The sequence below is a fragment of the Amycolatopsis sp. NPDC003861 genome (assembly GCF_053605405.1).
Genome location: NZ_JBSGJD010000011.1, coordinates 15,725 through 42,051 on the forward strand (window position 1 = coordinate 15,725; position 26,327 = coordinate 42,051).

Annotated in this window: 10 protein-coding genes and 1 pseudogene; 2 read left to right on the forward strand and 9 right to left on the reverse strand. The window is 71.6% G+C overall.

All coding sequences use genetic code 11. The features are described 5' to 3' along the window. Positions 1-61: 61 nt before the first annotated feature. Genes ACWEVN_RS05105 through ACWEVN_RS05135 form a run of 7 tightly spaced genes read right to left on the reverse strand, consistent with a single transcriptional unit; the run spans position 62 to position 21,377 of the window. Entirely contained in the window at positions 62-8,875 is an 8,814-nt protein-coding gene (locus tag ACWEVN_RS05105; RefSeq protein ID WP_452050336.1) for an amino acid adenylation domain-containing protein, read from the reverse strand. Between the two features lie 50 nt (positions 8,876-8,925). Further along, positions 8,926-9,114, reverse strand: coding sequence for an MbtH family protein (locus tag ACWEVN_RS05110; RefSeq protein WP_452050337.1), 189 nt, complete (start codon positions 9,112-9,114; stop codon positions 8,926-8,928). A 13-nt stretch (positions 9,115-9,127) separates the two neighbouring features. Further along, complete coding sequence (locus ACWEVN_RS05115) at positions 9,128-12,409, reverse strand: non-ribosomal peptide synthetase (protein WP_452050338.1); 3,282 nt, start codon at positions 12,407-12,409, stop codon at positions 9,128-9,130. Positions 12,410-12,451: 42 nt separating this feature from the next. Beyond that, on the reverse strand, positions 12,452-17,542 hold the full coding sequence (locus ACWEVN_RS05120) for an amino acid adenylation domain-containing protein (RefSeq protein WP_452050339.1): 5,091 nt from the start codon (positions 17,540-17,542) through the stop codon (positions 12,452-12,454). A gap of 33 nt (positions 17,543-17,575) precedes the next feature. Continuing rightward, positions 17,576-18,814: an ATP-grasp domain-containing protein gene (locus tag ACWEVN_RS05125; RefSeq protein WP_452050340.1), complete on the reverse strand. Its 1,239-nt coding sequence runs from the start codon at positions 18,812-18,814 to the stop codon at positions 17,576-17,578. Further along, the gene (locus tag ACWEVN_RS05130) at positions 18,811-20,334 is read right to left on the reverse strand and encodes a lyase family protein (protein ID WP_452050341.1); all 1,524 of its coding nucleotides are present in this window, start codon (positions 20,332-20,334) and stop codon (positions 18,811-18,813) included. The genes ACWEVN_RS05125 and ACWEVN_RS05130 overlap by 4 nt, the downstream gene beginning before the upstream one ends. Further along, complete coding sequence (locus tag ACWEVN_RS05135; RefSeq protein WP_452050342.1) at positions 20,331-21,377, reverse strand: cysteine synthase family protein; 1,047 nt, start codon at positions 21,375-21,377, stop codon at positions 20,331-20,333. The genes ACWEVN_RS05130 and ACWEVN_RS05135 overlap by 4 nt, the downstream gene beginning before the upstream one ends. 302 nt (positions 21,378-21,679) lie before the next feature. On the opposite strand from ACWEVN_RS05135, the gene ACWEVN_RS05140 reads away from it, so the two are divergent. After that, complete coding sequence (locus ACWEVN_RS05140) at positions 21,680-22,939, forward strand: allantoate amidohydrolase (RefSeq protein ID WP_452050343.1); 1,260 nt, start codon at positions 21,680-21,682, stop codon at positions 22,937-22,939. Next, on the forward strand, positions 22,936-23,547 hold the full coding sequence (locus ACWEVN_RS05145; protein ID WP_452050344.1) for an LOG family protein: 612 nt from the start codon (positions 22,936-22,938) through the stop codon (positions 23,545-23,547). Before ACWEVN_RS05140 ends, ACWEVN_RS05145 begins: the two co-directional genes overlap by 4 nt. A 30-nt stretch (positions 23,548-23,577) precedes the next feature. Here the strand turns inward: ACWEVN_RS05145 and ACWEVN_RS05150 are convergent. Together ACWEVN_RS05150 and ACWEVN_RS05155 are read right to left on the reverse strand one after the other, a co-directional pair. After that, a pseudogene (locus tag ACWEVN_RS05150) lies at positions 23,578-24,210 on the reverse strand (LOG family protein); the annotation flags it as partial. A gap of 4 nt (positions 24,211-24,214) precedes the next feature. After that, positions 24,215-26,164 (reverse strand): BTAD domain-containing putative transcriptional regulator, encoded by a 1,950-nt coding sequence (locus ACWEVN_RS05155; RefSeq protein ID WP_452050345.1) that lies wholly within the window; start codon positions 26,162-26,164, stop codon positions 24,215-24,217. Positions 26,165-26,327 lie beyond the last annotated feature (163 nt).

Consider the following 26,327-nt stretch of genomic DNA (forward strand, 5'->3'; position numbering starts at 1 on the left):
GCCTGCCTCCTCGATCCGGAAAAAGCGTCTCGCCACGGGCTATTCGAGTGACTTCGCACTCCTATCGGACGGCTGTCACCGTCTCCTGCCGGTCCACCCACACGTGCAGGCCGCATTCCAGTTCGGTGACCAGATCGGCGGCCACCTCACGACCCGCGTCGCCGTTGACCATGAGCACGAATCCCGCTCCGGACTCCAGGCCGACCTGTGACCAGCAGCGGTATCCGGTGGTCTCGCCCGAGTGCCCGAACCAGCGGACCCGGTCCACGGTGCGGACCACGGTGCCCAACCCGTAGGCGGCGCCGCCGGCCGGGGTGAGCAGTTCGGCGGCCCTGGACCGGCACAGCACCGATTCGCCGCCGGTGACCGCGCGATGGATCGCCGCCGCCACCCGCGCCAGGTCGCCCGCACTCACCCAGAGACCACCGGTCGCCGACGGGTACACACGCCAGCCACCGTCGACCGGCGTTCCGTCACGGTCGTGGCCGATGGCCACGGCGTCGCCCCGGCCGCGCGCGAACTCCGTGCCGTAGCCGCTGTCACGCATGCCGAGCGGATCGAGCACGAGGTCGCGCATCAAGGCAGGGAACGGCCGGCCGGTCACGTCGCACAGCACCTGCTCGATGACGACGAAGTGGTTGCCGGAGTAGCGGAACCGCTGCCCGGCGGCTGTTTCGGCCCGCACCGGCGCGGTGGCCGCGGGCGGGCGGCCGTCCAGGACGTCCACCAGGGTGGGCACCGGATGGTCCGGGTGGCGTGCGCCTTCGCCGTCGTATTCGTCCTCGGTCAGGCCGGCGGTGTGCGACAGCAGGTGCCGCAGTGTCACCGGTCGCCGAGCGTCCAGCGGTGTGAGACGCCACGCGCGCAGGTAGCTGTTGACATCCTCGTCGAGGTCGAGAATCCCCGCGTCGGCGAGCCGGAGCACGGCCAGGGCCGTCACGTGCTTGCTGGCCGAGCCGGCCTGGAACAGCGTGTCCCGGCGCACGGGCACGTCCGCGCCCGCCGCGACCACGCCTTCGCCCCATTCCCGCACGACCTCGCCGTCCGCGACCACGGCGACCGCGGCTCCGGGCACGCGGTGCCGCAGCAGGCTCAGCCGCGTCAGCGGCAGGCCGGGCAGCCACCGCTCCACGAAACGTCGTTCCGCGCTGTGCGGACCGGTACCGGAACGCTGCTGCGCCACGGACCGGCAGTGGCGCAGCAGTGCCACGAGCCGCGTGGTGAAGCGCTCGGCCAGCGATGTGATCGTGTCGTCCCGGTGAAGGTTGCGCGAGTAGGTCCAGTGCGCCTGGAACCGGCCGTCGGCGACCACGCAGTTGACCTCGATCGGATAGGGCCGTACGCCGGCCGGTGCCCGGACGGTGCCCGGCACGTCGTCGTCCTGGACGAACACGCCCGTCTGTGACGCGCTGTGCGTCTGGCCGAGATAGTTGAACAGCAGCGACGCCACCGCGTGATCCTGTCGCGGGTGCCGCATGTGGTGGGCTATGCCGTGCCCGATGCCGTGGTGCGGCATGGTGTGCAGGTGTTCCCGCACGGTCCGGACACAGCTGGGGAAATCGTCCGGTGTGGACAGTTTGACGCGCAGCGGACGGATGGTGGTGAACCACCCGACCGTGCGTGTCAGGTCCACGTCGTCGAACAACGGCTCGCGACCGTGGTGCTCCAGGTCGACGTGCACCGACGTGCGGCCGGTGTGGTCGGCGACGGCCTGGGCCAGCGCGGTGACCAGCACGTCGTCGACGCGCGTGCGGTAGGCCGCGTGCGCGGACCGGAGCAGCGCCTCGGTGTCGTCCGCGGCCAGTACCGTGGTGACGGTCGCGGTCGAGCCTTGGACGTTGGCGCCCGGACGGTCGACCGGGATCGGGCAGGGCTGCGCCGGTGTCCGCCAGTACTCGGCTTCCGGCGCGAACTCCTCGCCGCCGGCGTACCCGGCCAGCCGGTTCGCCCAGTGCCAGAAGGATGTCGTCTTCGCGGGCAGGTGCCACGGTTCGCCGCGCAGCCGTTGCCGGTAGGCGGTTGCCAGGTCGTCCAGCAGGATGCCCCACGACACCGTGTCCACCGTCATGTGGTGCACGGAGAGGATCAACTCGTCCGGCTGGGCACCACCGCGGACCAGCACCGCCCGCAGCAGCGGGCCGGTGTCGAGCCGGAGGCCGCGATGGGCTTCGTCGGCGGCTCGCCGGACGGCGTCCGCCGCGTGCTCGGGTGCGAGTCCACCGGTGTCCACGACCGCCAGCAGGTCGGCGGTCTCGACCGGATCGATGTGCTCGCGCCACGTTCCCGCCACGCTTCGGGCACGCAGCCGCAGCGCGTCGTGATGGGTGACCAGCGCGTGCAACGCGTCGCGCAGTGGCTCGACCCGCACCGGCCGCGTCCAGCGCAGCCGCACCGACTGGTTGTAGTGGTCGTGCGGCCAGTCCAGCTCGGTGAACCAGCGGTGGATCGGGGTGAGCGGCATGTCCCCGCTGACCGTCCCCTGGTCCGCGTGCGCCGCGGGGGCGGGCGTGGCGCCGACGGCGGCAGCCAGTTGAGCGATGCTCGGGTTGGCGAACATCAGCTTCGGGGTGATCGTCAGCCCTGCCCTGCGGGCGCGCACCATCACCTGGATCGACAGGATCGAGTCACCGCCCAGCTCGAAGAAGTCGTCGTGCACGCCGACGTCGCCGACGCCCAGCACATCACGCCACACGTCGGCGAGTACCCGTTCGGTCTCCGTGCTGGGCGCCACGAACGTCGCGTCCAGCTCCGGCCGCGCACCGTCGGGTGACGGCAGCGCCGCTCGGTCCACCTTGCCGTTCGGATTCAACGGCAGGGCGGGCAGCACCACGAACGTCGACGGAACCATGTAGTCCGGCAGCCTCTCCTGGACGTGTGCCCGCAGCTCGGACGTCGTCGGGACGTGGTCGCCCCTCGGCACGACGTAGGCCACCAGCCGCCGCGGTGCCGCCGCGTCCTGCGGAGCGACCACGGCCGCGTGCGCCAGCCGCGGGTGCGCGGTCAGCACCGCCTCGACCTCGCCCAGTTCCACGCGGAACCCACGGATCTTCACCTGGTGGTCCAGTCTGCCCAGGAATTCCAGCGTCCCGTTCGCCAGCCACCGCACCAGATCTCCGGTCCGGTACATCCGGCTGCCCGGTGGCCCGAACGGGTCGGGCACGAACCGCCGAGCCGTGAGTCCCGGCCGCCCGTGGTAACCGCGGCCGACGCTGGCACCGGCCAGGCACGCTTCGCCCGCGACACCGATGGGCACCGGGCGGTCCACGTCGTCGAGCACGTAGACACGCGTGTTGGCGATCGGGCGGCCGACCGACACCAGGCCCGCCGTCGAGTCACAGGTCCACGCCGTGGAGTCCACGGAGACCTCGGTCGCGCCGTACAGGTTCAGCAGCGGTATCCCCGGGCCGAGCCGTTCCCAGTCGCGGATCACGTCCGGCGTCATCGCCTCGGCGCTCGCGAACAGCCAACGCAGCGGCAGCTTCCGGTCGGCGGCCAGTGGAAGCAGCGCGCGCAGCAGGGAAGGCACCAAGTGCGCCGCCGTCACGGACTCGGCGACCATCGTGTCCACGATGTACTGCGGGTCCTTGTAACCGTCGGGGCGCGCGAGGATCGTCGCCGCACCGCCGCTCCACGGCCAGAACATCTCGTACACGGAGATGTCGAAGCTGAGCGCGGCCAACTGCAGGACCTTGTCCCCTTCGGTCAGCGGGAACTCGCGTGCCATCCAGGACACGTAGTTCACGATCCCCCCGTGCCGGATGAGGGTTCCCTTGGGGCGGCCGGTGGATCCCGACGTGTAGATCACGTAGGACAGGTCGTCGGACGTCGCCGCGCGGTCTGGGCGCGTCGTCGGGTACCGCGCGACGCGGGCGGCCTCCTCGGCGTCGTCGAGGCACACCACGTGCCCCGTGATCGCGGGCAGGCGGCGTGCCGCGCGGGTCTCGGTCAGCACGACCGCGGCGTCGGTGTCGGCCGTCATGAACTCCAGGCGGTCGGCCGGGTACTCCGGATCCAGTGGGACGTACGCGGCGCCGGCCTTGAGCACGGCCAGCACGGCGACGGCCATGCCGACGCCGCGCCCGACGCAGACGGCCACCAGGCTCCCCGGTCCGGTGCCGAGGCCGATCAGATGGTGCGCCAACGCGTTCGCCCGCTGCTCGAGGTCGCGATAGGACACCGCCTCGCCGCCGGCCAGCACGGCCGTCGCATCGGGTGTGCGGTCGGCCTGGTCTTCGAACAGCTCGTGCAGGCAGCGCCCGGCGGGATACGGCGCCGCGGTGTCGTTGAACCGCTCGATCACCGAGGCACGTTCGGCAGCGGGTAGCGCGGGCAGGTCGGCCACCGGGACGTCCGGTCGAGTGGCGAACGCCGTGAGCAACAGCCGGAAGTGCTCGCCGAGCCGGCGCACGTCGTCCGCGTCGATCCGGTCGGGCTGGTAGTCGAGGCGCACGTCCAGCCCGTCGTGCAGGCGGATGTTGGCCACCAGCGGATAGCCGGTCTGTTCCCGCAGGTGTTCGGCCGTCACCGTGAGGCCGGATCGGGCGTCCGGCCGCTGGTGCGTGAAGTTCTCGAACATCAGGATGGTGTCGAACAACCGCTGGCCGGCCGGGACCTGGCTGTGTCGCTGCGCTTCCACGAGCGAGCAGTATTCGAAGTCCCGCAGTTCGGTCACCTGGCCGTGCACGGCGGCCAGCCAGTCGACGACCGTCATGTCCCGCGGAATCCGCACGTGCAGCGGCAATGTGTTGATCAGCATGCCGATGGTCCGCTCGGCGCCGGGGAAACCGCCGGACCGGCCGGTCATGGTCGCGCCGAACACGACGTCCCGCACACCGCTGTACCTGTGCAGCAGCAACGCCCACGCGGCGTGCGCGACGGAACCGACGGTGATCCGGTTCGCGCGGGCCAGTTCGCGGAGCGCGGCAGCGACCTCGCCGGGAACGTCGACGTGGGCCGACGCCACGTCCTGCCGGCGTGGATCGCGTCCGGTACCGGGCTCCGGAGCCAGCACCGTCGGGCGGGTCGGCTCGGTGACGTCGCCGAGTTCCCGCCGCCAGTACGCGTCGGCGGCCGGAACGTCACGACCGGCCAGCCACTCCACGTGTCGACTGAACGGAACCGGTTCCGGCAGTGCCGGCGGCACGCCGTCGTCCCGCAGGCCGCGGCAGATCGCGAACACCTCGCGCAGCACCAACTGGATGCTCCAGCCGTCGAGCAGGACATGGTGGCCGTGCCACACGAAGCGGTGACCGCCGTCGGCCACCCGGATCAGGTCGAACCGCAGGGGTGGCACGTGCTCCAGGTCGAAGCCGCGGTCCCGCTCCGCCGCGAGGTGTGCGGCCATCCGCTCGGCCAGCCGGTCCATCGGGACCTGTCGCCAGTCCAGTTCGGTGAGGTCGACGTCCGCATGCTCGTGCACGACCTGCACCGGCCGCGGCCTGCCTTCCCACGCGAACGTGGTACGCAGCACCGGATGCCGTGCGACGACGAATTCCCAGGCGCGCCGGAGGACCGACGCGTCGAGGTCACCCTCGATCACATAGCTGGACTGGACGACGTAATCCGTACTCGACGGCTCGAACAGGGCGTGGAACAGCATGCCGGCCTGCAGCGGCGACAGCGGGAACACGCCAGCGTCGACGGCCTCGCCGGCGTCCTCGTCCGAGGCGACCGGCCGCGCCACCGCTGCCAGTTCATCGAGGGTCTGCTGGGTGAGCACCTGGCGGGGACTGATCAGCAGGCCGGCGTCCCGGGCAGCCGCCACGACGAAGATGGCGGACACCGAATCGCCGCCGATGTCGAAGAAGTTGTCCCGCACGCCGACCGACGTCCGGCCGAGCACCGAGGCCCACACGCGCGCGAGCACACGCTCGGCGTCGGTGGACGGCAGTGCGATCCCGCCGCCGTCCGAGCCGACCGGCTCGGCCCCGGTCGGCGCCGGCAGTGCCTTCCGGTCGACCTTGCCGGTGCGGGTGAGCGGCATCCGTGCCACGGCGACGAACCCACTGGGCACCATGTAGCCGGGCAGGCGGTCGGCGAGATGTCGTCGCAGTTCGCGCTCCAAGTCCGGCCGGCGCGGCGCAGTCCCGGCGGCCGGCACGACGTAGCCGACCAACCGCAGTCCCGCCGGTCCCGGCACCGCGGCGACGACCGCCTGCGCGACGTCCGGATGCGCCGCGAGCAGGGCCTCGACCTCACCGGGCTCGACCCGGTGGCCACGGATCTTCACCTGGTTGTCGATCCGTCCCTGGAGGTCCAGTTGGCCGTCCTGCCGGAACCGCCCCCGGTCGCCGCTGCGGTACAGCCGGGAACCGGGTGGCCCGAACGGGTCGGGCACGAAACGGGTCGCCGTCAGGCCGGGCCGGCCGCGGTATCCCCACGCGACGCCGGGACCGCCGACGCAGATCTCGCCGCGCGCACCCGCCGGCACCGGGTCCAACCGCTCGTCCAAGACGTACACGGGCACGTTCGCGGCCGGCCGGCCCACGACGCTCGGCACGCCGTCGCCGGTGCACTCGGCGTACGTCGCGTAGACCGTGATCTCGGTGGGGCCGTAGGCGTTGACGAGCCGTCGGGTGCGGGCGCACACCTCGCGCAGCAGGTCCTTCGGCATCACCTCGCCGACCGTGATCGCGACCACCTCCGGCGCGACGCAGTCCGCGCCGACGAGCAGCCGCCAACCCGACGGCGTGGCCTGCACGTGCGTCACGGCCTGCTCCCTAATGACGCGGCACTGCTCGGCGCCGTCGACCCGGGCCGACTCCGGCAGGACGACCACCCGGCCACCCGTGATCAACGGCAGGAACAGCTCCAGGGTGGACGGATCGAAACTGAGCGCCGTGAGCAGCAGCCAGCGGCTGTCGGGCCCAGTCTCCGTGACGTCCCGCGCGCCGCGCAGCAGATTGACCAGGCCCCGGTGGCAGATCTGCACGCCCTTGGGCGTTCCGGTGGATCCCGACGTGTACATCACGTACGCCAGGTCGGCCGGTTCCGGCCGCGCGCGGGTCACCGGTGGGCCGGTCCGGTCGCACAGGTCGGCGAACCGGAGCCCGCCCGGTTCGTCGGCGATCACGAAGCGCGCGCCGGCATCCGCGACGATCTGCTCGCGTCGCGCAGCCGGGTAGGTCAGGTCGAGCGCAAGATAGGCGGCGCCGGCCTTGAGCACGCCCAGCACCGCGGCCACCAGGTCGACGCCCCGGGGCAGCGCGACGCCGACGACGTCGCCATCGGTGACGCCCGCCGCACGCAGTCCGGCGGCCAGCCGGTCGGTGACCTCGTCCAGTTCAGCGTAGGTCGCAACGGCGTCCTCGCACGTCACGGCCACGGAATCGGGCCGGGTGGCCGCGACGTCGCGGAACAGGTCGACGACGGTTTCACCGAGAGCGCCGTGCTCGGTGCCCGCGCGCCGTGCCCAGATTCGGGTGACCAGTGCCCGTTCGGCCTCTCCCATCATGATCCGCGGGCTCACCACGTCGTCCGGGTGCGCCACCGCGTACTCGACGACGTTGACCAGGTACCGGTTGAGCAGGCGATCGGCCGTGCCCGCGGTGATCAGGTCGACTGCGTAGTTGAGTGCGAGTTCGATGCCGTGGGCGGTGTTGACCGCGTTGAGCGTCAGGTCGACCTTGGCCGTGGGCACCGTGATGTCCACCGGTTCGGCACGCAGGTGGGACAACTGGTCCGCGGAACGCTCGCTCGCCTCGAAGCACTGGTAGATCACTTGGTAGACAGGATTGCGGGAGGCGGTCCGATCGGCCTCGGTCGCCGCGACGACCTGCTCGAAGGTGACGTCCTGGTGGTCGAACGCGCCCAGGACGGCGGAGTGGCAGCGGCGGAGGGCGTCGGCGAACGTCGGCTCGCCGGACAGGTCCACGGGCAGCGCCACAGCGTTCGCGAACAGCCCGACCAGTGGCTCGGTCTCGGCCGCGTTGCGCCCCGACACCAGCGAACCGATCGCGAACCGCTGCTGGCCGCAGAAGTGCCTCAGCACCAAGGCGAACGCAGCCAGCAGTACCGTGTAGACGGTCACGCCGTGACTGTTCGCGAGTCCGCGGACCTCCGTGGCCAGCCGGGACGGGAGCACGCACCGCACGACGTCGCCTTCGTGTGAGGGCACGGCCGGCCTCGGCAGGTCGGTGGGCAGCTCCAGCACGTGCGGCGTGTCGCGCAGCGCGTCCCGCCAGTAGTCCAGCTGCTGCCGTTCCCGCTCGCCGGACAGCCGGTCGTGCTGCCAGTGCGCGTAGTCCGCGTACTGGATCGGCAACGGCGCCAGTCGAGCCGGGCGGCCCGCGTGCCCGGCACCGTACAGTTCGTCGAGTTCGCGCAGCATCACCTGGCTGGACCAGTCGTCGCTGGCGATGTGGTGGGTGTTCAGCACGAGGACGTGGTCGTCGGCGGCGACGGTGACCAGGAGGGCACGGAACACCGGGCCGCCGACGAGGTCGAACGGCGTGCCGATCTCCTCCGTGGTCAACCGCATCGCCTCGGCCCACCGCCCCTCCGCCGGACCGTCGCGCACGTCGGCCAGGCGCAGCGCGGCCGGGGCGGCCGGGAGGATCCGCTGCGCCGGCGCCGCCTCGTCGGAGTACGTCGTCCGCAGGATCTCGTGCCGTTCGACGAGCCAGTCCAGCGCCCGGCGCAACGCCTCGACGTCCACGGCGCCCCGCAGCCGTCGCACCTTGGGCACGCAGTAGAGCGCGGTACTGGCGAGGAACTGGTTCGTGACCCACATACCGTGCTGCACGGGAGAAAGGGGCGAACTGCCGGTGGGTCGCCGCGGTATGCCGGCGGCCCTGCCCGCCGCGGCGCCCCGCAGGCGTTGCCGGAGCAGCGCCTGCTTCGCGGTCGACAGTCCGGCGGGCCGGGTGCTTGTCATGGATCGCTCCCTGGGCGTGGTTGCGGTGGTGGCGGTGGTGGCGGTACGGGTCAGCGGCGCAGACTGCGCGGGCGCATGTCCACCCACACCCGTTCGATGTGCGCCACGCACTCGTCCTCGGTGCCGGTGACGCCTACTGCCGTCCAGCCGGCCGGTGCGGTGCGGCCGGCCGGCCAGATCGAGTACTGCTCCTCGTCGTTGACGACGACTGTGAACTGACGCTCGCCGGACTCGGACATGGTCGTTCTCCTCTCACCTTCCAGTGGTGCGCCGGGTGGCGCCGGCCTCGACGGCGAGCCGGTCGGCCTCGTCGTCACTCATCGCCTCCAGCTCGGCGATGATCAGCTTCTCGATCTCGCCGGCCGCCGCCCGGACCGTGGGATGCTCGAACACCAAGCGCAGCGGCACGTCCACGCCGAACGCGTCGCGCATCCGGTTCACGGCCCGCACCACCAGCAGCGAGTGGCCGCCGACGGTGAAGAAGTCGTCGTCCGCGCCGAGCCGCGGCACTCCCAGCACGGCGGCCCAGATCTCGGCGACGGCCTGCTCGGCGTCGGTGCCCGGCGGCGTGAACGGCGTGTCGCGCAGCGCGTCGGGATGCGGTGCGGGCAGCGCGTTGCGGTCGACCTTGCCGCCCGGTGTCCGCGGCAGGCGTGGGAGCAGGATGAGTGCGGTGGGGACCATGGCCGGCGACAGGTGGTCCACCAGGAACTCGCGCAGCCCTCCCCTGGCCGCCGCATCCGGCTCGCCGGTGACCACGGCGTAGGCGGCCAGCTGGTGATCGCCGGGAACGGGTTCCCACGTGGTGACCACGGCGTCGGTCGTCCCGGGGAACGCCCGCACCGCCGCTTCGATCTCGCCGAGTTCGATCCGCACGCCACGCACCTTCACCTGGTGGTCGCGACGACCGCGGTACCGCAGGTTCCCGTCGGACCCGATGCGACCGGTGTCCCCGGTGCGGTACAGGCGCTCACCGGGCCGCCACGGGTGCGGCACGAACGCACGCGCGGTACGTCCCGGATCGCCCAGGTAGCCGCGGGCGAGCACGGGGCCACCGATGCACAGCTCGCCGACCGCCCCTCGGGGCACCGGCTGCAGGACGGGGTCCAGGACGTACACGTCGTTGTCGGCCATCGGCCGGCCCAACGCGACCGCTTCCGTACCGTGCCGCGCGTCGGCGGGACCACACCTGTGGTGTGTCGAGTCGATCGATGCTTCCGTCGTGCCCCAATGGTTGTTCAGGCAGCAACCGACCGCGCCGAGCCGAGCGTGGAACACCGCGACCGTTTCCGGGCGCAGGCGATCGCCGTCCGACACCACGTGCCGCAGTACGCGGAGCGCCGGCTCGTGCTCGGGCCGGATCTCGTCCAGGAACGGCGCGAGCATGCCCGGCACGAACTGGAGCCACACCAGGCGGTGTTCGATGGCGGCCGCGAGGAGTGCGCGCGGATCACGGTGCAGTCCCGGTGGCAGCACCACGATCCGGGCGCCGACCATCAGTGGCCAGAAGATCTCCCGTGCCACGTCGTCGAAGCTCAACGGCGTCTTCAGCAGCACCGGCTCACCCGGAGCCAGTTCGTAGCGATCCTGGAGGTTCGCCAGCTGGCTGTACCAACCGCGGTGCGTGCACGCGACGGCCTTCGGCTCGCCGGTCGAGCCGGACGTGAAGTACACGGCGCACAGGTGGTCGACGGACACGGCAGGGAGGTCGCCATCGCCACGCTCCGCCTGCCGGACGAGTTCGCCGGCCGTGCTGAACCGGCAGCCGTCCCCGCCCGGCCGGTCCGCGACGCACACCACGGCGTTCGCGGCGCCCAGCAACCGGCGTACCCGGGCCGGGGGCGCGGCCGGGTCGATCGGCAGGTAGGCGCCACCGGCCAGCAGGATGCCGAGCACGGTGGCCACCATGTCGACCGACCTGTCGAGCAGGACGCCGACCGGCACGTCCGGCCCGACGCCGAGAGCGACCAGACCATGGGCGATCTCCGTGGCCCTGGCCGCCAGTTCCGCGTAGGTCAGGGAGGCGTCGCCGCCGGTCACGGCGGTCGCGTGCGGAGTCCGCGCCACCTGCGCCCGGAAGAGGTCGTGCAGGCACCGGGCCGGCGCCGCCGCCGGCTCCGGCGTGCCCAGCGCGCGCAGGCCGGCGATCTCCCCGGCGGCCAGCATCGGCACGTCGTCCAGCCGCAGCGAAGGGTCGTCGGCGACCGCCACCAGGACGGCTCGCAGGTGCTCGCCGAAGCGCACGACGGTCGGCTCGTCGTACAGGGCCGTGTCCCATTCCAGGTCGCAGCGGACGCGGTCGCCGACCTGGCGGAACTCGACCGACAGGTCGTACTTCGCGCCGCCGTTGTGGCCGGCGATCCGCTCGACGTCGAGGTCCCCGATCCGAGGTGCCGGGCTGGGCACCGTGAAGTCGACGAGGATCTGGAACAGCGGGGTGCGGGCCGGATCCCGCGCCTCGCCCAGTTCCGCGACGAGCGTCTCGAACGGCAGCGGCCGCGCCTCGTAGGCGTCCAGCACCACGTCCCTGGTCCGGCCGACGAGTTCGGTGAACGCCGGGTTCCTGGACAGATCGCCGGGCAGCGTCAGCATGGTGAGGAACGGTCCGATCAGCCGGTCGCTCTCCGGCGTGACCCGGGTCGACGACGAACTGCCCGTCGTCACGTCGGCGCGGCCGGTGTAGCGGTACAGCACGGTGTGCACACCGGCGAGCAGCACCATGTACAGGCTCGCGGCCTGCCCGCAGCCGACCCTGGTCAGCCGGCGCACGGTCTCGGCGGGCAGCTCGAAAGCGTGGCGCAGCGCCCCCTTGCCGGTGCGGACCGTGGGCCGGGGACGGTCGCCGGCCAGTTCGAACGGGCCGCGGTCGCCGAGTGCCGCGCGCCGCTGGGCCACCAGTGACGCCAGCTTTCCCGCGTCGTGGCGGGCCTCCTCCTCGGCCATCAGCTCGCGGAACTGCCTGGGCAGTGGGGGCAACGCCGGTCCGCCGTCGTGCCGCGCGGCGTAGAACGCGCTGAGCTCGCGCAGCAGAACGGGTGCTGATTCCTCGTCGAAGGCGAAGTGATGGGTGGTGACCAGCAACGCGTGGTCCCGGGCACCGAGCCGGAGCAGGCGAGCCCGCACCGGGATGCCGTGGGTGACGTCCAACGGCTCGGTCATCTCGGCGCGGAGCACGCCGTCGAGTCCCTCGGGTGCGACATCCTCCACGCCGAGCGCGAACTCGCCGGCCGGCCGGAGGTAACCGGCCACCTCACCGTCCTCGACGGACAGCGAGGTCCGCAACACCTCGTGCCTGGACACGATCTCGCCGAGCGCCCCACGCAGCGCCGGCACGTCCAAGTCGCCGGACAAGCGGACGAAGACGCGGGTGAGAAATGCCGTGTGGTGCTCGGTGAGCTGGTCGGCCAGCCACAGTCGTTGCTGCGCACGGGGCACCGGAACCCTGGTGGCCGGCCGGTCGGCCGACGGTGGCCGGGCGCTGGTGAGCACGGCGCCGGCCGGATCGGGTATCGGACGCAGGTCTGCTTTCGGCACGACATCTCCTTTTCCTGGCGGGAAAGAGCACCCGGCAGCGGCTCAGCGGCACGCCACGGCGGCGGAACGCCGCTCGTCGACCGCACGGCCGTAGCTCGCCACGGTCGGGTTCAGGAAGATCAGGCGCAGCGGCAGTTCGACTCCGAACTCCTGGCCGATCCGGGCCGCCATCCGCGTGGCCAGCAGCGAATGCCCGCCCAGATCGAAGAAGTTGTCCTGGACGGCAACGCGTTCCACGCCGAGCACGTCAGCCCACACCCTCGCGACCACGTGTTCGGTGTCCGTGCTCGGCCGGGTTGCCGCCGCTGTGTCGCCGAGCTCGGCGACGGACTCCGGCGCGGGCAGGTGGGTGCGGTCCACCTTGCCGTTGCGCAGCAGCGGCATGGCGTCCAGTACGACGAACCTGGCCGGCATCATGTACTCCGGCAGCGTTCGCCGCAGGTGTTCACGCAGTTCCGTCACCGGCACCTCGGCCTCGCCGGCCAGGACGAGGTAGGCCGCAAGCCGCTGGTGGCCGTCGCCGTCGCGCCACGCGGCGACGACCGCGTCGGCGACGCCGGGATGGCTCATCAGCCGCGCCTGCACCTCGCCCAGCTCGACCCGGTAGCCGCGGATCTTCAGCTGGTCGTCGTTGCGCCCCAGGAACTCCATGTTCCCATCCGGCGCGAACCGGATCACGTCGCCGGTCCGGTAGAGCCGCGCTCCGGGCGTCGGGGCGAACGGGTCGGGCACGAAGCGCCGCGCGGTCATGCCGGGCCGGTTCAGGTATCCCCTTGCCACGCAGTCGCCACCGATGTACAGCTCACCGGCCACACCGGTCGGCACGGGCCGCAGGTGGTCATCCAGCGCGTACATGCGCGTGTTCGCGATCGGCCTGCCGATCGGGACCGGCGCCGCCGGGTCGAAGTCGTCCGGCACCACGTAGGTCGAGCACCCGACGACCGTCTCGGTGGGACCGTACTCGTCGATGATCCTCGCGGCCGGCGCGATCGCACGCCAGCCCGCCACCGTCTCGGGACGGACCTCGTCGGCGCCGACCACGAACGTCCGCACCGAGTGCACCGAGCCGGGGGCCAGCATGGTGCGCAACACGTCCAGATGGCCGGGGGTGATCTTCAGCAGGCTGAAGTCTCCCGGCTGCCGCAGCAGCCGTGCCAGCGACTCCAGCGACCGGTCCGGGTCCAGCAGGGTGACGTCCTTCCCGCCGATCAGCGGCAGCAGGAAGTTCGGCACCGACAGGTCGTACGCGATCGAACCGAGCATCGGGGCTCCTGACGCGCCCGCGAGGCCGTAACCGTCGACGGCCCACAGCAGATAGTTCGCGACGCCGTGATGGGGCACCAGCACGCCCTTCGGGGTGCCCGTGGAACCGGACGTGTACATCACGTACATCAGTGCTTCCGCGTCCGCCACCGGCTCCGGATCGGTGCCCGGACATCCGGTGATGGCGGGCCAGTCACGGTCGACGCGCACGATGTGGCCGGTGAACGTGTCCGGCAGGACGCCGATCGAGCGGTCGACCGTCACGACCACCTCGGCGCGCGTGTCGGCCAGGATGAAGCCGAGTCGCTCGCGCGGGTGCTCCGCGTCGAGCGGCACGTACGCGGCACCCGACTTGAGCACGCCCAGCAGCGCGACGAACAGCTCCACCGAGTGATCGACACACACGCCGACCAGCGACTCGGCACCGACTCCCAGTCCGCGCAGATGGTGCGCCAGCCGGTTCGCCCGCTCGTTGAGCTCGCGGTAGGCCACCGTCCGGGTGCCGGCGACGATCGCGGGCGCGTCCGGCACGGCCGCGACCCGCTCCTCGAACAGCTCGACGATGGTCCGCCACCGCCCGAAGTCGGCCTTCGTGTCGTTCCACTCCGTCACGACACGCCGCCACTCGTCGTCCCCGAGCATCCGGATCTCGCTGATCCGCCGCTGTGGACCGGCGACCATCTCGCGCAGGATGTTCTCATAGTGGGCGACCATCCGCTCGGCGGTGTCCCGCTCGAACACGGATGTCGCGTACTCCCACATCACCACGAGCGGACCGTCCGGCTCGTCCTGCGCCCCGACGAGTTGTTCGATGCGGGGAATCACGATGACGTTCAGGTCGAACTTCGCGGTGTGGTTGCTGCGCTCGATGATCTCGCTAGGCATGCCCGGTAGCACCTCACCGGGCACCGGCGCGTCGTGGAAGCTGAACATCGTCTGGAAGATCGGGTGGACGGTGACGTCCCGCCGGGGAGCGACCGCACGCACCACCTCACGGAACGGCACGTCCTGGTTGTCGAACGCGGCCAGCACCTTGCCCTTCGTGCGCTCGACCAGCTCACCGACCGTGACGTCCGCCGACAGGTCACCGCGCATCGGCACGACGTTGATGAACATGCCCATCAGCTGTTCACAGCCGCGCGTCGGCCGGTTGGCGAACGTCGAGCCCACGACGACGTCCTCCTGCCCGGTGTACCGGTTGACCAGGATGTCGAAGCCGGCGAGCATGAAGCTGAACAGCGACACCTCCCGCTCCCGGCAGTAGCGGCGCAGGGCGCGGTACAACTCGGGGTCGATGACGTGGCGCAGCCGCTCGCCTGCCTGGGTGGTGGTCGCCGGCCGGTGCGCCGTGGTCTTCCACGTGAACGTCTCCGGTAGGTCCGCCAGCTCGCGCCGCCAGTACGTCAACTGGTCGTCGAAGGCGCCCCGTGCCAGCAGGTCACGTTGCCACAGCGCGAAGTCGCGGTACTGGAACGGCAGCGGCGGCAGCACGTCGCCCGTGCCGCGGGTGTGTGCTTCGTAGGCCCGGCCCAGCTCGGCGAGGAACACGCCCCACGCCCAACCGTCGTGCACGAAGTGCTGGTCGACGTGGATGAAGACGTGCTCGTCGGCCCGCAGCCGCACCAGGCTCCAGCGCACCAGCGGCAGGACGGCCACGTCGAAGTCGACTCCAACAGCGCGTTCCAGCACGGCGTTGAAGGCGGCCGACCGTTCGTCGTCGTCGGTGATGCCGGACAGGTCATGCACCGGCAGCTCCACTGGCCACGGCTCGTGGATCCGTTGCACCAGCTCGCCGTCCTGGTTGTGGAACGTCGTGCGCATGATCTCGTGGCGGCGCACGACGTCCGTGAGCGCCGCGCGCAGGGCCGCGACGTCGAGGATGCCACGCAGCCGCACCGTGCCCTGGTAGTTGTAGGCACGCGTGCCCATGTCGAGTTCGGAGATGAACCAGATCTGTTCCTGGTTGGCCGACGCCGGTACGGCTTCTGTGGTGTCCGACGGGATGATGTCCGGAAGGCCGCCGGTGCGGTCGTCCGCCCGCGCGGTGATGGCGCTGCTCAGGTCGCGCACGGTCGGGTGGCGGAAGATGTCGCCGACCGGGAGGTCGACCGAGAACAGTTCGCGGAGCCGCACCGCCATCCGGGTGGCGACCAGGGAGTTGCCGCCGAGCTCGAAGAAATTGTCCGCCGCGCCGACGTCGGCGACGCCGAGGATGTCCTGCCACACGCCGGCGACCGTCCGCTCGGCCGGTGACAGCGGATCACCGTCGGCTCCCCGGCCGGACACCCACGACGCGGGGTCGGGCAGCGCGCCCCGGTCCAGTTTCTGGTTGGGCGTCAACGGCATCCGCTCCAGCCGTCGTACCGCGACCGGCACCATGTATTCGGGCAATCGGTCGCCGAGCCACCGCCGCACCGCCGCACGGTCCAGCTCCGGGTCGCCGCACACGTACGCCACCAGCCGCCGGTCACCGTCCGACGGCTCCCAGACGGCCGCCGCGGCGTCGCTCACCGCGGGGTGGGCCCGCAGGTGGGTCTCGACCTCGCCGAGCTCGATCCGGAAACCCCGGATCTTCACCTGGTCGTCGGTCCTGCCGAGGAACTCCAGTTGACCGTCGTGCCGCCACCGCACCAGGTCACCCGTGCGGTACAGCCGGCCGCCCGGGCGGAACGGATCGGCCAGGAACCGTTCCCCGGTCAGGTCCGGCCGGCCGACGTACCCGCGTCCGACGCCCGCGCCACCGAGGTGGAGCTCACCGGCGGTCCCGACAGGCACCGGTGCGCCGTCGTCGTCCAGCACGTAGGCGGTGGTGTTCGCGATCGGCCGGCCGATCGGCGGTACGCCCTCGGCGCCGCACTCGACCTCCGCCCACGTCGCGAACACGGCCGTCTCGGTCGGGCCGTAGAGGTTGTGGCAGCGGTAGCCGGCGGTCGCCGGCGGCGATGCGTGCAGCTTCTCGCCGGCGACGGTCACGGTCCGCACGTTCGAGGAGTCGAGCCAGCCGTGCCGGAACGCGAGAGCCGCGACCGACGTGATCAGGAACACGATCGTCACGTCGCGGTCGGCGATCCACCGGCACATCTCCTCGGGGAACCTGCGCAGCCGCTCCGGCACGATGTGCACTTCGGCACCGGCCGCCAGGTAGCTCCAGATCTCGCCGGTCGCCACGTCGAACCCGCTGGCGACGGTCTGGGCGGCCCGGTCACCGGGGCCGATGCCGATGTGCCGGATCTGCCACTGCACGGTGTTGGCGATATTGCGGTGCTCGACCATGACGCCTTTCGGGACGCCGGTCGAGCCGGACGTGTAGATGACGTACGCCAGGTCGTCCGGTGTCACGGCCGGATCCACGAACATCGTGTCGTCCGCCTGCCACAGATCGTCGTCCAGCACGAGCGTGCCGGCCGGCAGGTCCGCCGCCGCATCGCTCGTCCCAGGGTCGGCCAGTACCAGCCGGACGGCCGCGTCGGAAGTCAGGAAATCCAGTCGTGCAGGGGGAAGCGACGGATCGAGCGGCAGGTAGGCGGCACCGGCGCGGAGTATCCCGAGCCAGGCCACGATCATCGCGGCCGAACGGTGCGCCAGCACGCCAACCACCGACTCCCGCCCGACACCGGCGTCGGCGAGCCGCGCGGCAACCACGCCGGCCCGGCGGTACAGCTCCCGATAGGACAGTGCGCCGGTCTCGTCGACGACGGCGACCGCGTCCGGCGTCGCTGCCACCCGTTCGGCGACCAGCCGCGGGATCGTCCGGCACGGCCCGAAGTCCTCCGCCGTCGCGTTCCAGTCGATCCCGGTACGCTGCCATTCGCGTTCCGAGAGCGTCTTCGGCCGTGCCGAACGCCGATCCGGCAGTTCAATGCTTACCACGACACAACTCCTGACGTCGATGGGTCGTTGGCGTCAGACTCGCTGCTCTGCCTGTCGTTCCACCATCGGTGCGCTATCGCGGTAGGGGATCTCGATGCCGGCGAGCGCCCGTTCCGCGATCCGGATCGCCTCCGCTGCGCTGTCGGCGACGCCGATGACGTGTCCCACGCGGTCGGCGAACGAGTGCTCGACACGGATCCGGGTGCCGGCCGACACCGCACACGCCACGTCGACGACCCCCGGCACGGCGCGTGCCTCCGCCACACCGGTCACGCCGCGCACGACACCCCCGCGGGAGGGCACGACGAACCGGATCGACGCGAACCTCTCGCGTCTCGTCGTGGGCGAGCGGGGACGGCCGGCCGCCGAGGCGATCACCTCGTCGACGAGGTCCCTTCCGGTGGCGTACCGCACCAGCCGGGGAATCAGCCCGCCGGCCAGCCTCGGGTTGATCTCGATCAGCCACGGTTGGCCGCCGGCGGCGAGCCGCAACTCCACGTGCGCCGGACCGGCCGACAACCCGATCAGCCGGGCGGCCTCGACCGCGGCCGAGGCGAGCCGCGCGGCGGCCGGCTCGGTCACGTCGGCGGGAAAGTCGTGCCCGGTCTCCACGAAGTGGGGCGGCGCACCGAGATGCTTGCGCGTGACGCCGACGGCGTCGCCGTCCAGCACCTCGACGGAGTATTCGGCTCCCACGACTTCCCGCTCGACTAGCACGGCGGGCACGTCGGGCAGGGCCAGCAGCTCATCGGCCCACGCGCCGGCCGCGTCCGGCCCTGCGCAGGCAAGCACACCACGCGAGCCGGTGCCGTGGACCGGTTTGACGACGACGGGTACCGAGAGATTCCGGGCCGCGTCGGCCGCCTGCGCAGGGGTCGAGCACACGGCGAAGTCCGGGACCGGGAACCCTCTCTCGGCCAGCCAGGTGCGTTGCACGGCCTTGTCCCGGCAGCGGGCGATCGCCGGCGGGTCGGGCCCCGGCAGCCCCAGCCGGCCGGCCATGAGGGCAGCCGTGCGCACGTAGGAATCGCTGCTGCTGGTGACACCGGCCAGTCCGTCGGACAGCAGCGACCGGCAGGCGGACTCCACGGCGGCCAGGCACGTCGTATCGACCGCACGGACGTCCAGGCGGAGCTCCTCGACGTACGGGTAGCGGCCCGGCGACGCGGCCAGCAGCACCGGCCGCAGGCCGTGGCGCCGCGCGGCCTCGGCGAAGTCCCTGCCGGTTCCCGTCGTGTTGCTCTCCACCAGGGCGAACCACGGCCCGCTCATCGGGACGGTCCCCGGCCGCGCAGCGCGTGCACGGCCGCCGCACGCGCGTGATCCGCGGCGCGCAGCCGTTCCGACCACGACGTGACGCGCCGCATGCAGTCGCGCCACGTCTCGACGAGCCGGGAGTGCGCGGCGGCGAAGGACGCCGGGCCGGGGCCGCCACCGAAATCGGTGGCGGTCACGACAGCCGCCGGATCGACGTCCGCACCGGTGACCCGGACGTCGGCCGGTGTCCCCAGCGAGCCGAGCAGTAGCGCCAGCCGGCGCTGCAGCGCGGGACCGTCCACATCGGTCAGTGCGCACGCGCCGTCCGCGACCAGCTCGGTGATCGCGGCGCCGACGGCGTGATGTGCGGCGCGGAACGGTACTCCCTGCGCCACCAGCCGGTTGGCCAGCGCGGTGGCCGCAGTGAAGCCGCGTTCGGCGTCGCGCAGCATGGCCGCCGGCTCCGGCCGCGCGCCGGCGACCACCGAGATGGCCAGTTGTCCCGTGTCCGCCAGGCGTGCCATGGCCGGCCAGAGGACGGCCATCGCATCGGTGGTCACCTCGACGGAATTGCCGAACGGCACGTTCTTCATGGTCGTCACGGCTGACGTCCACGCGCCGATGAGCGCGCCCGCCGAGCCCTTGATGTGTTCCAGCAGGAACGGATTCCGCTTCTGCGGCATGGCGGAACTGGATCCGACCAGGCTGTCCGGGAAGTCGATGAGGCCGAACTGCGGTGTGCTCCACAGCTGGAGGTCGGTGCTCAGCCGGGACAACGTCAGTGCCGCCAGCACCGCCGCGGACAGGAGGCGGGCCGCGGTGTCCCGTGCCGCGACCGCGTAGGCCGCGTGCCGCACCGGCTCCGCGAATCCCAGCAGGGCCGCCGTGCGCGCGGGATCGATGGCCACGTCGGTGCCGGCGCCGCTCGCGGCGCCCAGCGGACACTCCCTCAGCCCGTCGCACGCGGCCAGCAGGCCGATGACGTCCCGGGCCAGAGACTCGGCGACTCCCAACAGGTAGTAGCCGTAGCTGGCCGGTGTCGCCGGCTGGAACTGGCTGTACACGGACATCACCGTCGTACGGTGGCGGCGGGCCTTGCTCAGCAGTAGCGCCAGCAATCGCGACAGGCCGCGCAGCACTTCGAGGGCACACTCCCGCGCCCGCATGTGCTGCATGGTCGCCTTGAGGTCGTTGCGCGAGCGCCCGGTGTGCAGCACGCCCCCGATATCGACACCGAGCCGTTCGATCAGGTGGCTCTCGTAGCGCAGGTACACGCCCCTGGGTGCCGGAGCACCGCACAGCGGGCGGAAGTCCGCGGCGCGCAACGCCGCGATCTCGCCGAGCAGTGCGGCCGCGCGGCCAGCGTCGACCAACCGCCGCTCGGCGAGCATGACCAGGTGGGCCTCGTCGATCGCGGTGACGTAGGGCAGTTCGGCCTCCACGGCCGCGTCGGCGGTGGCACCGAAGATGATCGTGGCAGCCCGGTCCACCAGGCCCTGGCTCAACCGCCCGGTGCCCGCGTCGGCCGTTGTCATGTCGACACCGCCACGAGGCCGGCGAGGCCGGTGACGTCCGCGAGGGACCGGCGTCGCCAGGCGTGGCGGCACCACTCGTCGTCCGCGTCGGCCGGACTGCGCACCGGCAGCGGCTCGGCGCGCCCGCGTTGACCGTGCGCGCCGTGCGCGGCCAGCCAGTCGTCGTGGTACACGGTGTCGAGATAGCGATGTCCCTCGTCGGGCAGCACGATCACCGTCAGGGCGTCCGGGTGACGTGCCGCCCACCACGAGCCGACCGCATAGGACGCGCCACTGGTGGGTCCCATGAACAGTGCCCGGTCGCGGTGCAGCCGGCGGGCCGCGACGAAGGACTCGACGGCGCCCAGCCAGTGCACCTCGTCGAACTGGGTGTGGTCGAGGTTGGGCGGCATCAGGCTGTTCCCGAGCCCGCGCAGCAGCCGGGGACCGTCGGACTGGCCGAACAGCACACTGTGATGGGTGTCGACGCCGACGGCGACCAGGTCGGGGCACGCCTGCCGAAGACTGCGCACCGTACCGCACATCGAGCCGCCGGATCCCACAGGACCGACCACACAGTCGACCTGACCGAGCCGGTCGGCCAGCAGTTCGCCGATCATGGAGTAGGAAGCCGGGTTGTCCGGATTGGAGTACTGCTCGGGGCAGAACGTGTCCGGCAACCCGGCGCGGATCTCCGCCAGCCTGGCCAGCCTGGCCGCCTGGTACCCGCCGTCGACCGGCTGGTGGTCGACGATGTCCACCGTGGCACCGAGGTCTTCCAGTTGCCTGCGCAGCCGCGCGTCGATCACCGGATCGCTGACCAGCACGAGCGGATGACCGGTGATCGCGCACTGCATGGCCAGCGCGAGGCCGAACGTGCCGGATGTCGTCTCCACCACCGTGGTGTGCCGGCCGAGCAGTCCGGTGTGGTGCGCATGGCGCAGGATGTACCGCGCCGGGACCATCTTCATCAGCCGGTAGGCGAGCGCATACAGGTTTGCGCCGAGCCGCAGCACGGTCGGAATCCGTTGCGCCTCGACCACATCGGCGAACACAGTCGTCATCGGAAGGCCTCCACACCGGCTGCTGCGACCGCACGTTGTCGGAAATTCAGGTGGTATCCGCGAATTGCCCTGGCTCGGCCTGAGGACGGTTCGCCCCGGCACCACCCGGCCATTCCACATGAGCACACGGAACATCGCCACGTCAAGCACGGAATAAGGAAGCGCGTCCGGCGATCGTGGGCCGATGCCCGGTCGATAGCGACGCGTGTTTTCCTGTCGCCTGACAGATCGGCATCCATACGGTTCGGCATTTCATGTTATCGCCAGATTTATCGCGGGGGCCGGAGGCCATGACTATTCGAGTGAATTCCATTGTTCGGCACGCGACACCGCGCGTCGACGGCGCCCGCCTGCTGCGTGGCCTGGACGAGCTCGCGGAGTTCGGGGCGCAACCCGGTCCGGGCATCACCCGGACCGGCCTGAGCGCCACCGAGACCGACGCCCGTCACTGGCTCGCCCGCCGGTACCGGCGCAGCGGTCTCGTCGCCCGCACCGACCAGGCCGGCAACCTGATCGTGCACCGCCCCGAGCTGTCTGCGTCCCGGCCCGTCCTGCTGCTCGGCTCCCATCTGGACACCGTCGTGCACGGCGGCCGGCTGGACGGCGCCTACGGTGTGATCGCCGCGTGCGAGGTGGTGCGGACGCTCGCGCACAGCGGGACCGATCTCACCCACGAACCGGTCGCGGTGGCGTTCACCAACGAGGAGGGCGCGCGCTTCCCGTACCCGTTCTTCGGATCGCTCGGCCTGACCGGCCGGCTGGACGTCGACCGCGCGGCCACCATGACCGACGGCGACGGCCGCTCACTGGCGGACGCGTTGCGGCTGGCCGGAGGTGATCTCGACACCGTGGCCGACGCCGCGTGGCCCGACGGTGCCATCGCCGGCTACCTGGAGCTGCACATCGAGCAGGGACCGGTACTGGAGGCACGGGACACGCCGATTGGCGTGGTGGAGGCGATCACCGGACGCACGATCATGGACGTCGTGGTGCGGGGAGCGCAGGGGCACGCCGGCACGACGCCGATGTCGATGCGGCAGGATGCCCTGGCAGCCGCGGCCAAGGTGGTGCTGGCGGTGCGGGAACTCGCGGCCGGCCGCGATCTGTGCCGGGTGAGCACGGTCGGCCGGATCGACGGCGAGCCCAACGTCACCAACGTGATCCCCGGCGTCGTCCGGCTGACCGCGGAGTTCCGCGATCCGGACGTGGTGCGGCTGGCCGCGGCCGAGCGGGCGCTGACCGCCGAACTGGCCCGGCTCGCCCGCGCCACCGGGACCCTCATCGACGCCGAGGCTCATGTCGCGGCCACGCCGACCCGAACCGACGACCGGCTGTCCGCCGCGATCGCCGCCGCGGCGGACGAACTGGACCTGCGCTGCACGGCCATGTCCAGCGGTGCCGGCCACGACGCCCAGATCGTGGCGAATGCCGCACCCATCGGGATGATCTTCGTCCCCAGCCGGGACGGAGTCAGCCACGCGCCGCAGGAGTACACCGCTCCCGCTCACCTGGTGGCCGGCGCCGACACGCTGCTGCGCACCGCGCTCAGGGTGGCACGATGACGTCGATCGACGATCGCTCCGCCGGGTCGCCGCCGCGCGAGGCGACCGTGGGCCGGGTGGGTGTGTTCTGCGGGGCACGGCCGGGCCGGCGACCAGGTTTCCTCGTGTGCGCACGGGAACTGGGCACCGCCCTTGGCGACAACGGGATCGGCCTGGTGTACGGCGGCAGCGCCCGTGGGCTCATGGGAACGGTGGCCGACGCCACGATGGGAGCGGGCGGCCACGTCATCGGCGTGATCACCCGCCACCTGACCACCCATGACCCGGTCAAGCGGGACATCGACGAATGCCACGTCGTCGACACGATGCACGAGCGCAAGGCGATGATGTACGGCCTGGCCGACGCGTTCGTGGCGCTGCCCGGGGGCTACGGCACGCTCGACGAGCTGTTCGAGACACTCGCCTGGAGCAAGATCGGCCTGCACCGCAAGCGGATCGTGCTGTTGAACGTCGACGGCTACTTCGACGCGCTACTGCGGTTGGTCGACCAGGCGGCCGAGGAGGGCTTCGTCTCCCCCGCCGACCGCCGCCTGCTGGTCAGCTCGACCGACGTGCCATCCGCCGTGCGCAGCCTCACGCGGTCCGCGCACCCCCTGCCCGTCGACTGACGTGGCGCGCGCGGCGAGCCCGCGCAACACACCGTCCATCGTGGTCGCCGACTCGATCGCGCCGCGCCGCGCCGGTGTCACGAACGCCTCGGCGACGGCGCGGTCGAGTTGGGCCAGCAACGGGTCGAAGTAGCCGTTCTGGTTGGCGACGACGACCGGCTTGGCCATGTCGTTCCTGGCCACCACCGCGCAGAACTGGTCGAGCGTGTCCAGACCGCCCGGCAGTACGACGAAACCGTCGGCAAGCCGGTGCACCATCCGTTGCTGGTCCGTGATCGTCCGCACCACGTGCACTTGGCGCCTCCGTATCGGCCCGTCCTCGGCTCGCAGCAGCCCATGCGGCACGACGCTGATCACCTCACCGCCGGCGGTGACCACCGCACGTACGGCGACACCGACCAGCCCGGCGGCGACGCCCCCGTGCACCAGCCCGACGCCGGCGCGACCGAGCCGTATGCCGAGCTCGCGTGCGAACTCCCGGTACGGCTCGCGGGCTGCAGCGGCGGCACCGCACAGCACGCCGACCCGGGATGGAAGTTCTCCGGAAGCCACAGGCACACCCTCTCCGTTCGTCCCCCGGTTGTCGGATCGTCGCTGCCGGTTCCAGGGAACCCGGGTGCGCCATCGGTGGCCTATCGGGACGGCAACGAAGTCGATCAGCATCCGGTCAGGCCCTGCGTCGCACGGCGGGCCATGCCTCACGCGTCGTGGCGCACGCCGGGAGCAGCACCTCGCCCCGTGCTGTCCGCGCCGCACCCGGCGTGGTGCGGGCCCACCGACCACCGAACACGCGCCGCAGTGTCGCGGCCCGGTCCGCCGTCGGTTCATCCCTGGCCAGCCGCCGGGCGAGCACCCACAGCAGTCCGCGGAGGTGGAAGACGACGGGCCCGTTGTCCACCCGCTCCGCGTCGAGCAGGCCCGCATCCACCAGTTCGGTGAGGGCGTCCTCGGCGGCATCGGCGTCCGTTTCCAGCAACGGCGCGCACATCGTCCCGACGAACGCCGAGGCACCCAGCACGCCGATGCGGCGGATCAGCCGTTGACCGGACGGGCTCAGGCACTTGTACACCTCGCCGACGGTGGCCACCATGTCCAGCCGACCGTGGGAGAGCGCGTCCAGCCGGCGCTCCTCCTCGGCCAGCCGCGACACCAGCGTGCGCACCCGCCAGTGCGGCCGGCCGGCCAGTTGGACCGCGGCCAGCCGCAGCGCGAGTGGCTCACCGGAGCACACCTCGACCAGTGCCGCGACGTCACCCGACTCGACAGCCGCACGGTTCCGGCCGATGACCTCCGTCACCAGTTCGACGGCCTCCGGCGGACCGAGCGCGCCGACGCCGACGGGCGTCGCACCCGGTAGCCCGGCCAGCCTGGTCCTACTGGTGACCAGGACGGCACAGGACGGGCTGCCCGGCAACAGCGGGAACACCTGTTGTTCGCTCGCGGCGTCGTCGAGCACGACCAGCACCCGGCGATCACCGACCCGGTCGCGGTACATCTCGGCGCGCGCTTCGGTACCCTCCGGTATCGCGGACTCGGGGACGCCCAACGCGCCCAGGAAGCGGGCCAGGACATCGCCCGCCGCACGTGGCCGGCTGGTGCCGCCATCCAGTCGTGCGAAAAGCTGGCCGTCCGGAAACTGTTCCGCGCAGGCGTGTGCCGCGTGGACGGCCAGCGTGGTCTTGCCGATCCACGGGCGCCCGGTGACGAGTGCGATGCGGACCGCGTGCGAATTGCCGCTTCTGTTCCGGCACAACGCGTTCCGCGTCTGCCGGAGCGCGTCGTGGCGGCCGACGAAGTCGCCGATGTCGGCGGGCAGCAACGTGGGAACGGTGGTGGTGTCGATCACCGGTTCGGTCGTCGGGGGAGCGCCGGCGACGGCTTTGGTGTCACCCGCGAGGATCGCGTGCTCGATGGCGCGCAACTCCTCGCCGGGCTCGAGTCCGAGCTTCTCCACCAGCAACCGGCGCCCGACCCGGTAGGTCTCCAGCGCCTCGGCGCGGCGACCCGCCCGGTGGAGAGCCACCATGAGGTGGGCCCGCAGGCGCTCGCGGAAGGGATGGGCGAGCACGAGTTCGTGCAGTTCGCTGACCAGTTCGTGCTCGTGGCCGAGGTGCAGCCGGACGGCGACGCATTCCTCGACCACGCCGAGCCGCCGTTCGGCCAGCAGGGTGCCGATGGAGCCGACCAGTTCGCTGGTGACGCCGGCCAACGGCGCTCCCCGCCACAACGCCAGCGCCCGCAGGAATTCGGCGACGGCGTCGGCGGGCCGGTGCTGGCCCGACGCCTGGCGGGCACTCGCCACCAGACGGTCGAACTCCAGCAGGTCCAGGTGTTCGTCGGTGCACTCGATCGAGTAGCCGGGAGCACGCGTGACGATCGTGCCCGGCGAGTCCGCGCCCAGCAGGGTCCGCCGGATGGCCGACACACAGATCTGGATCTGTTCCCTCGCCGTCGAGGGCGGGTCGGTGTCCCACACGGCGTCGACGAGTCGCTCGACGGCGACGACCCGGTTGGGTTCGAGCAGCAACATCGAGAGAACGACCCGCTGCCGCGGCGAGAAGGACAACTGTCCCCCGTTGGTGCTGACCTCGAGGGGTCCGAGCACACGAAAATGCATGACGTATCCGCTCCCCTGCACGTCCGCGCGGAACCGCGCGTGCCGACCTGTCCGGCCGGCGATTCCCATCCTCGATAGCGCCCTATCACGGCGCTATCACGAGACCAACGCGCGAGGAACAGCGGCGATGGGGCCGGGAAAAGGACCGCGATAAGCAATCGAT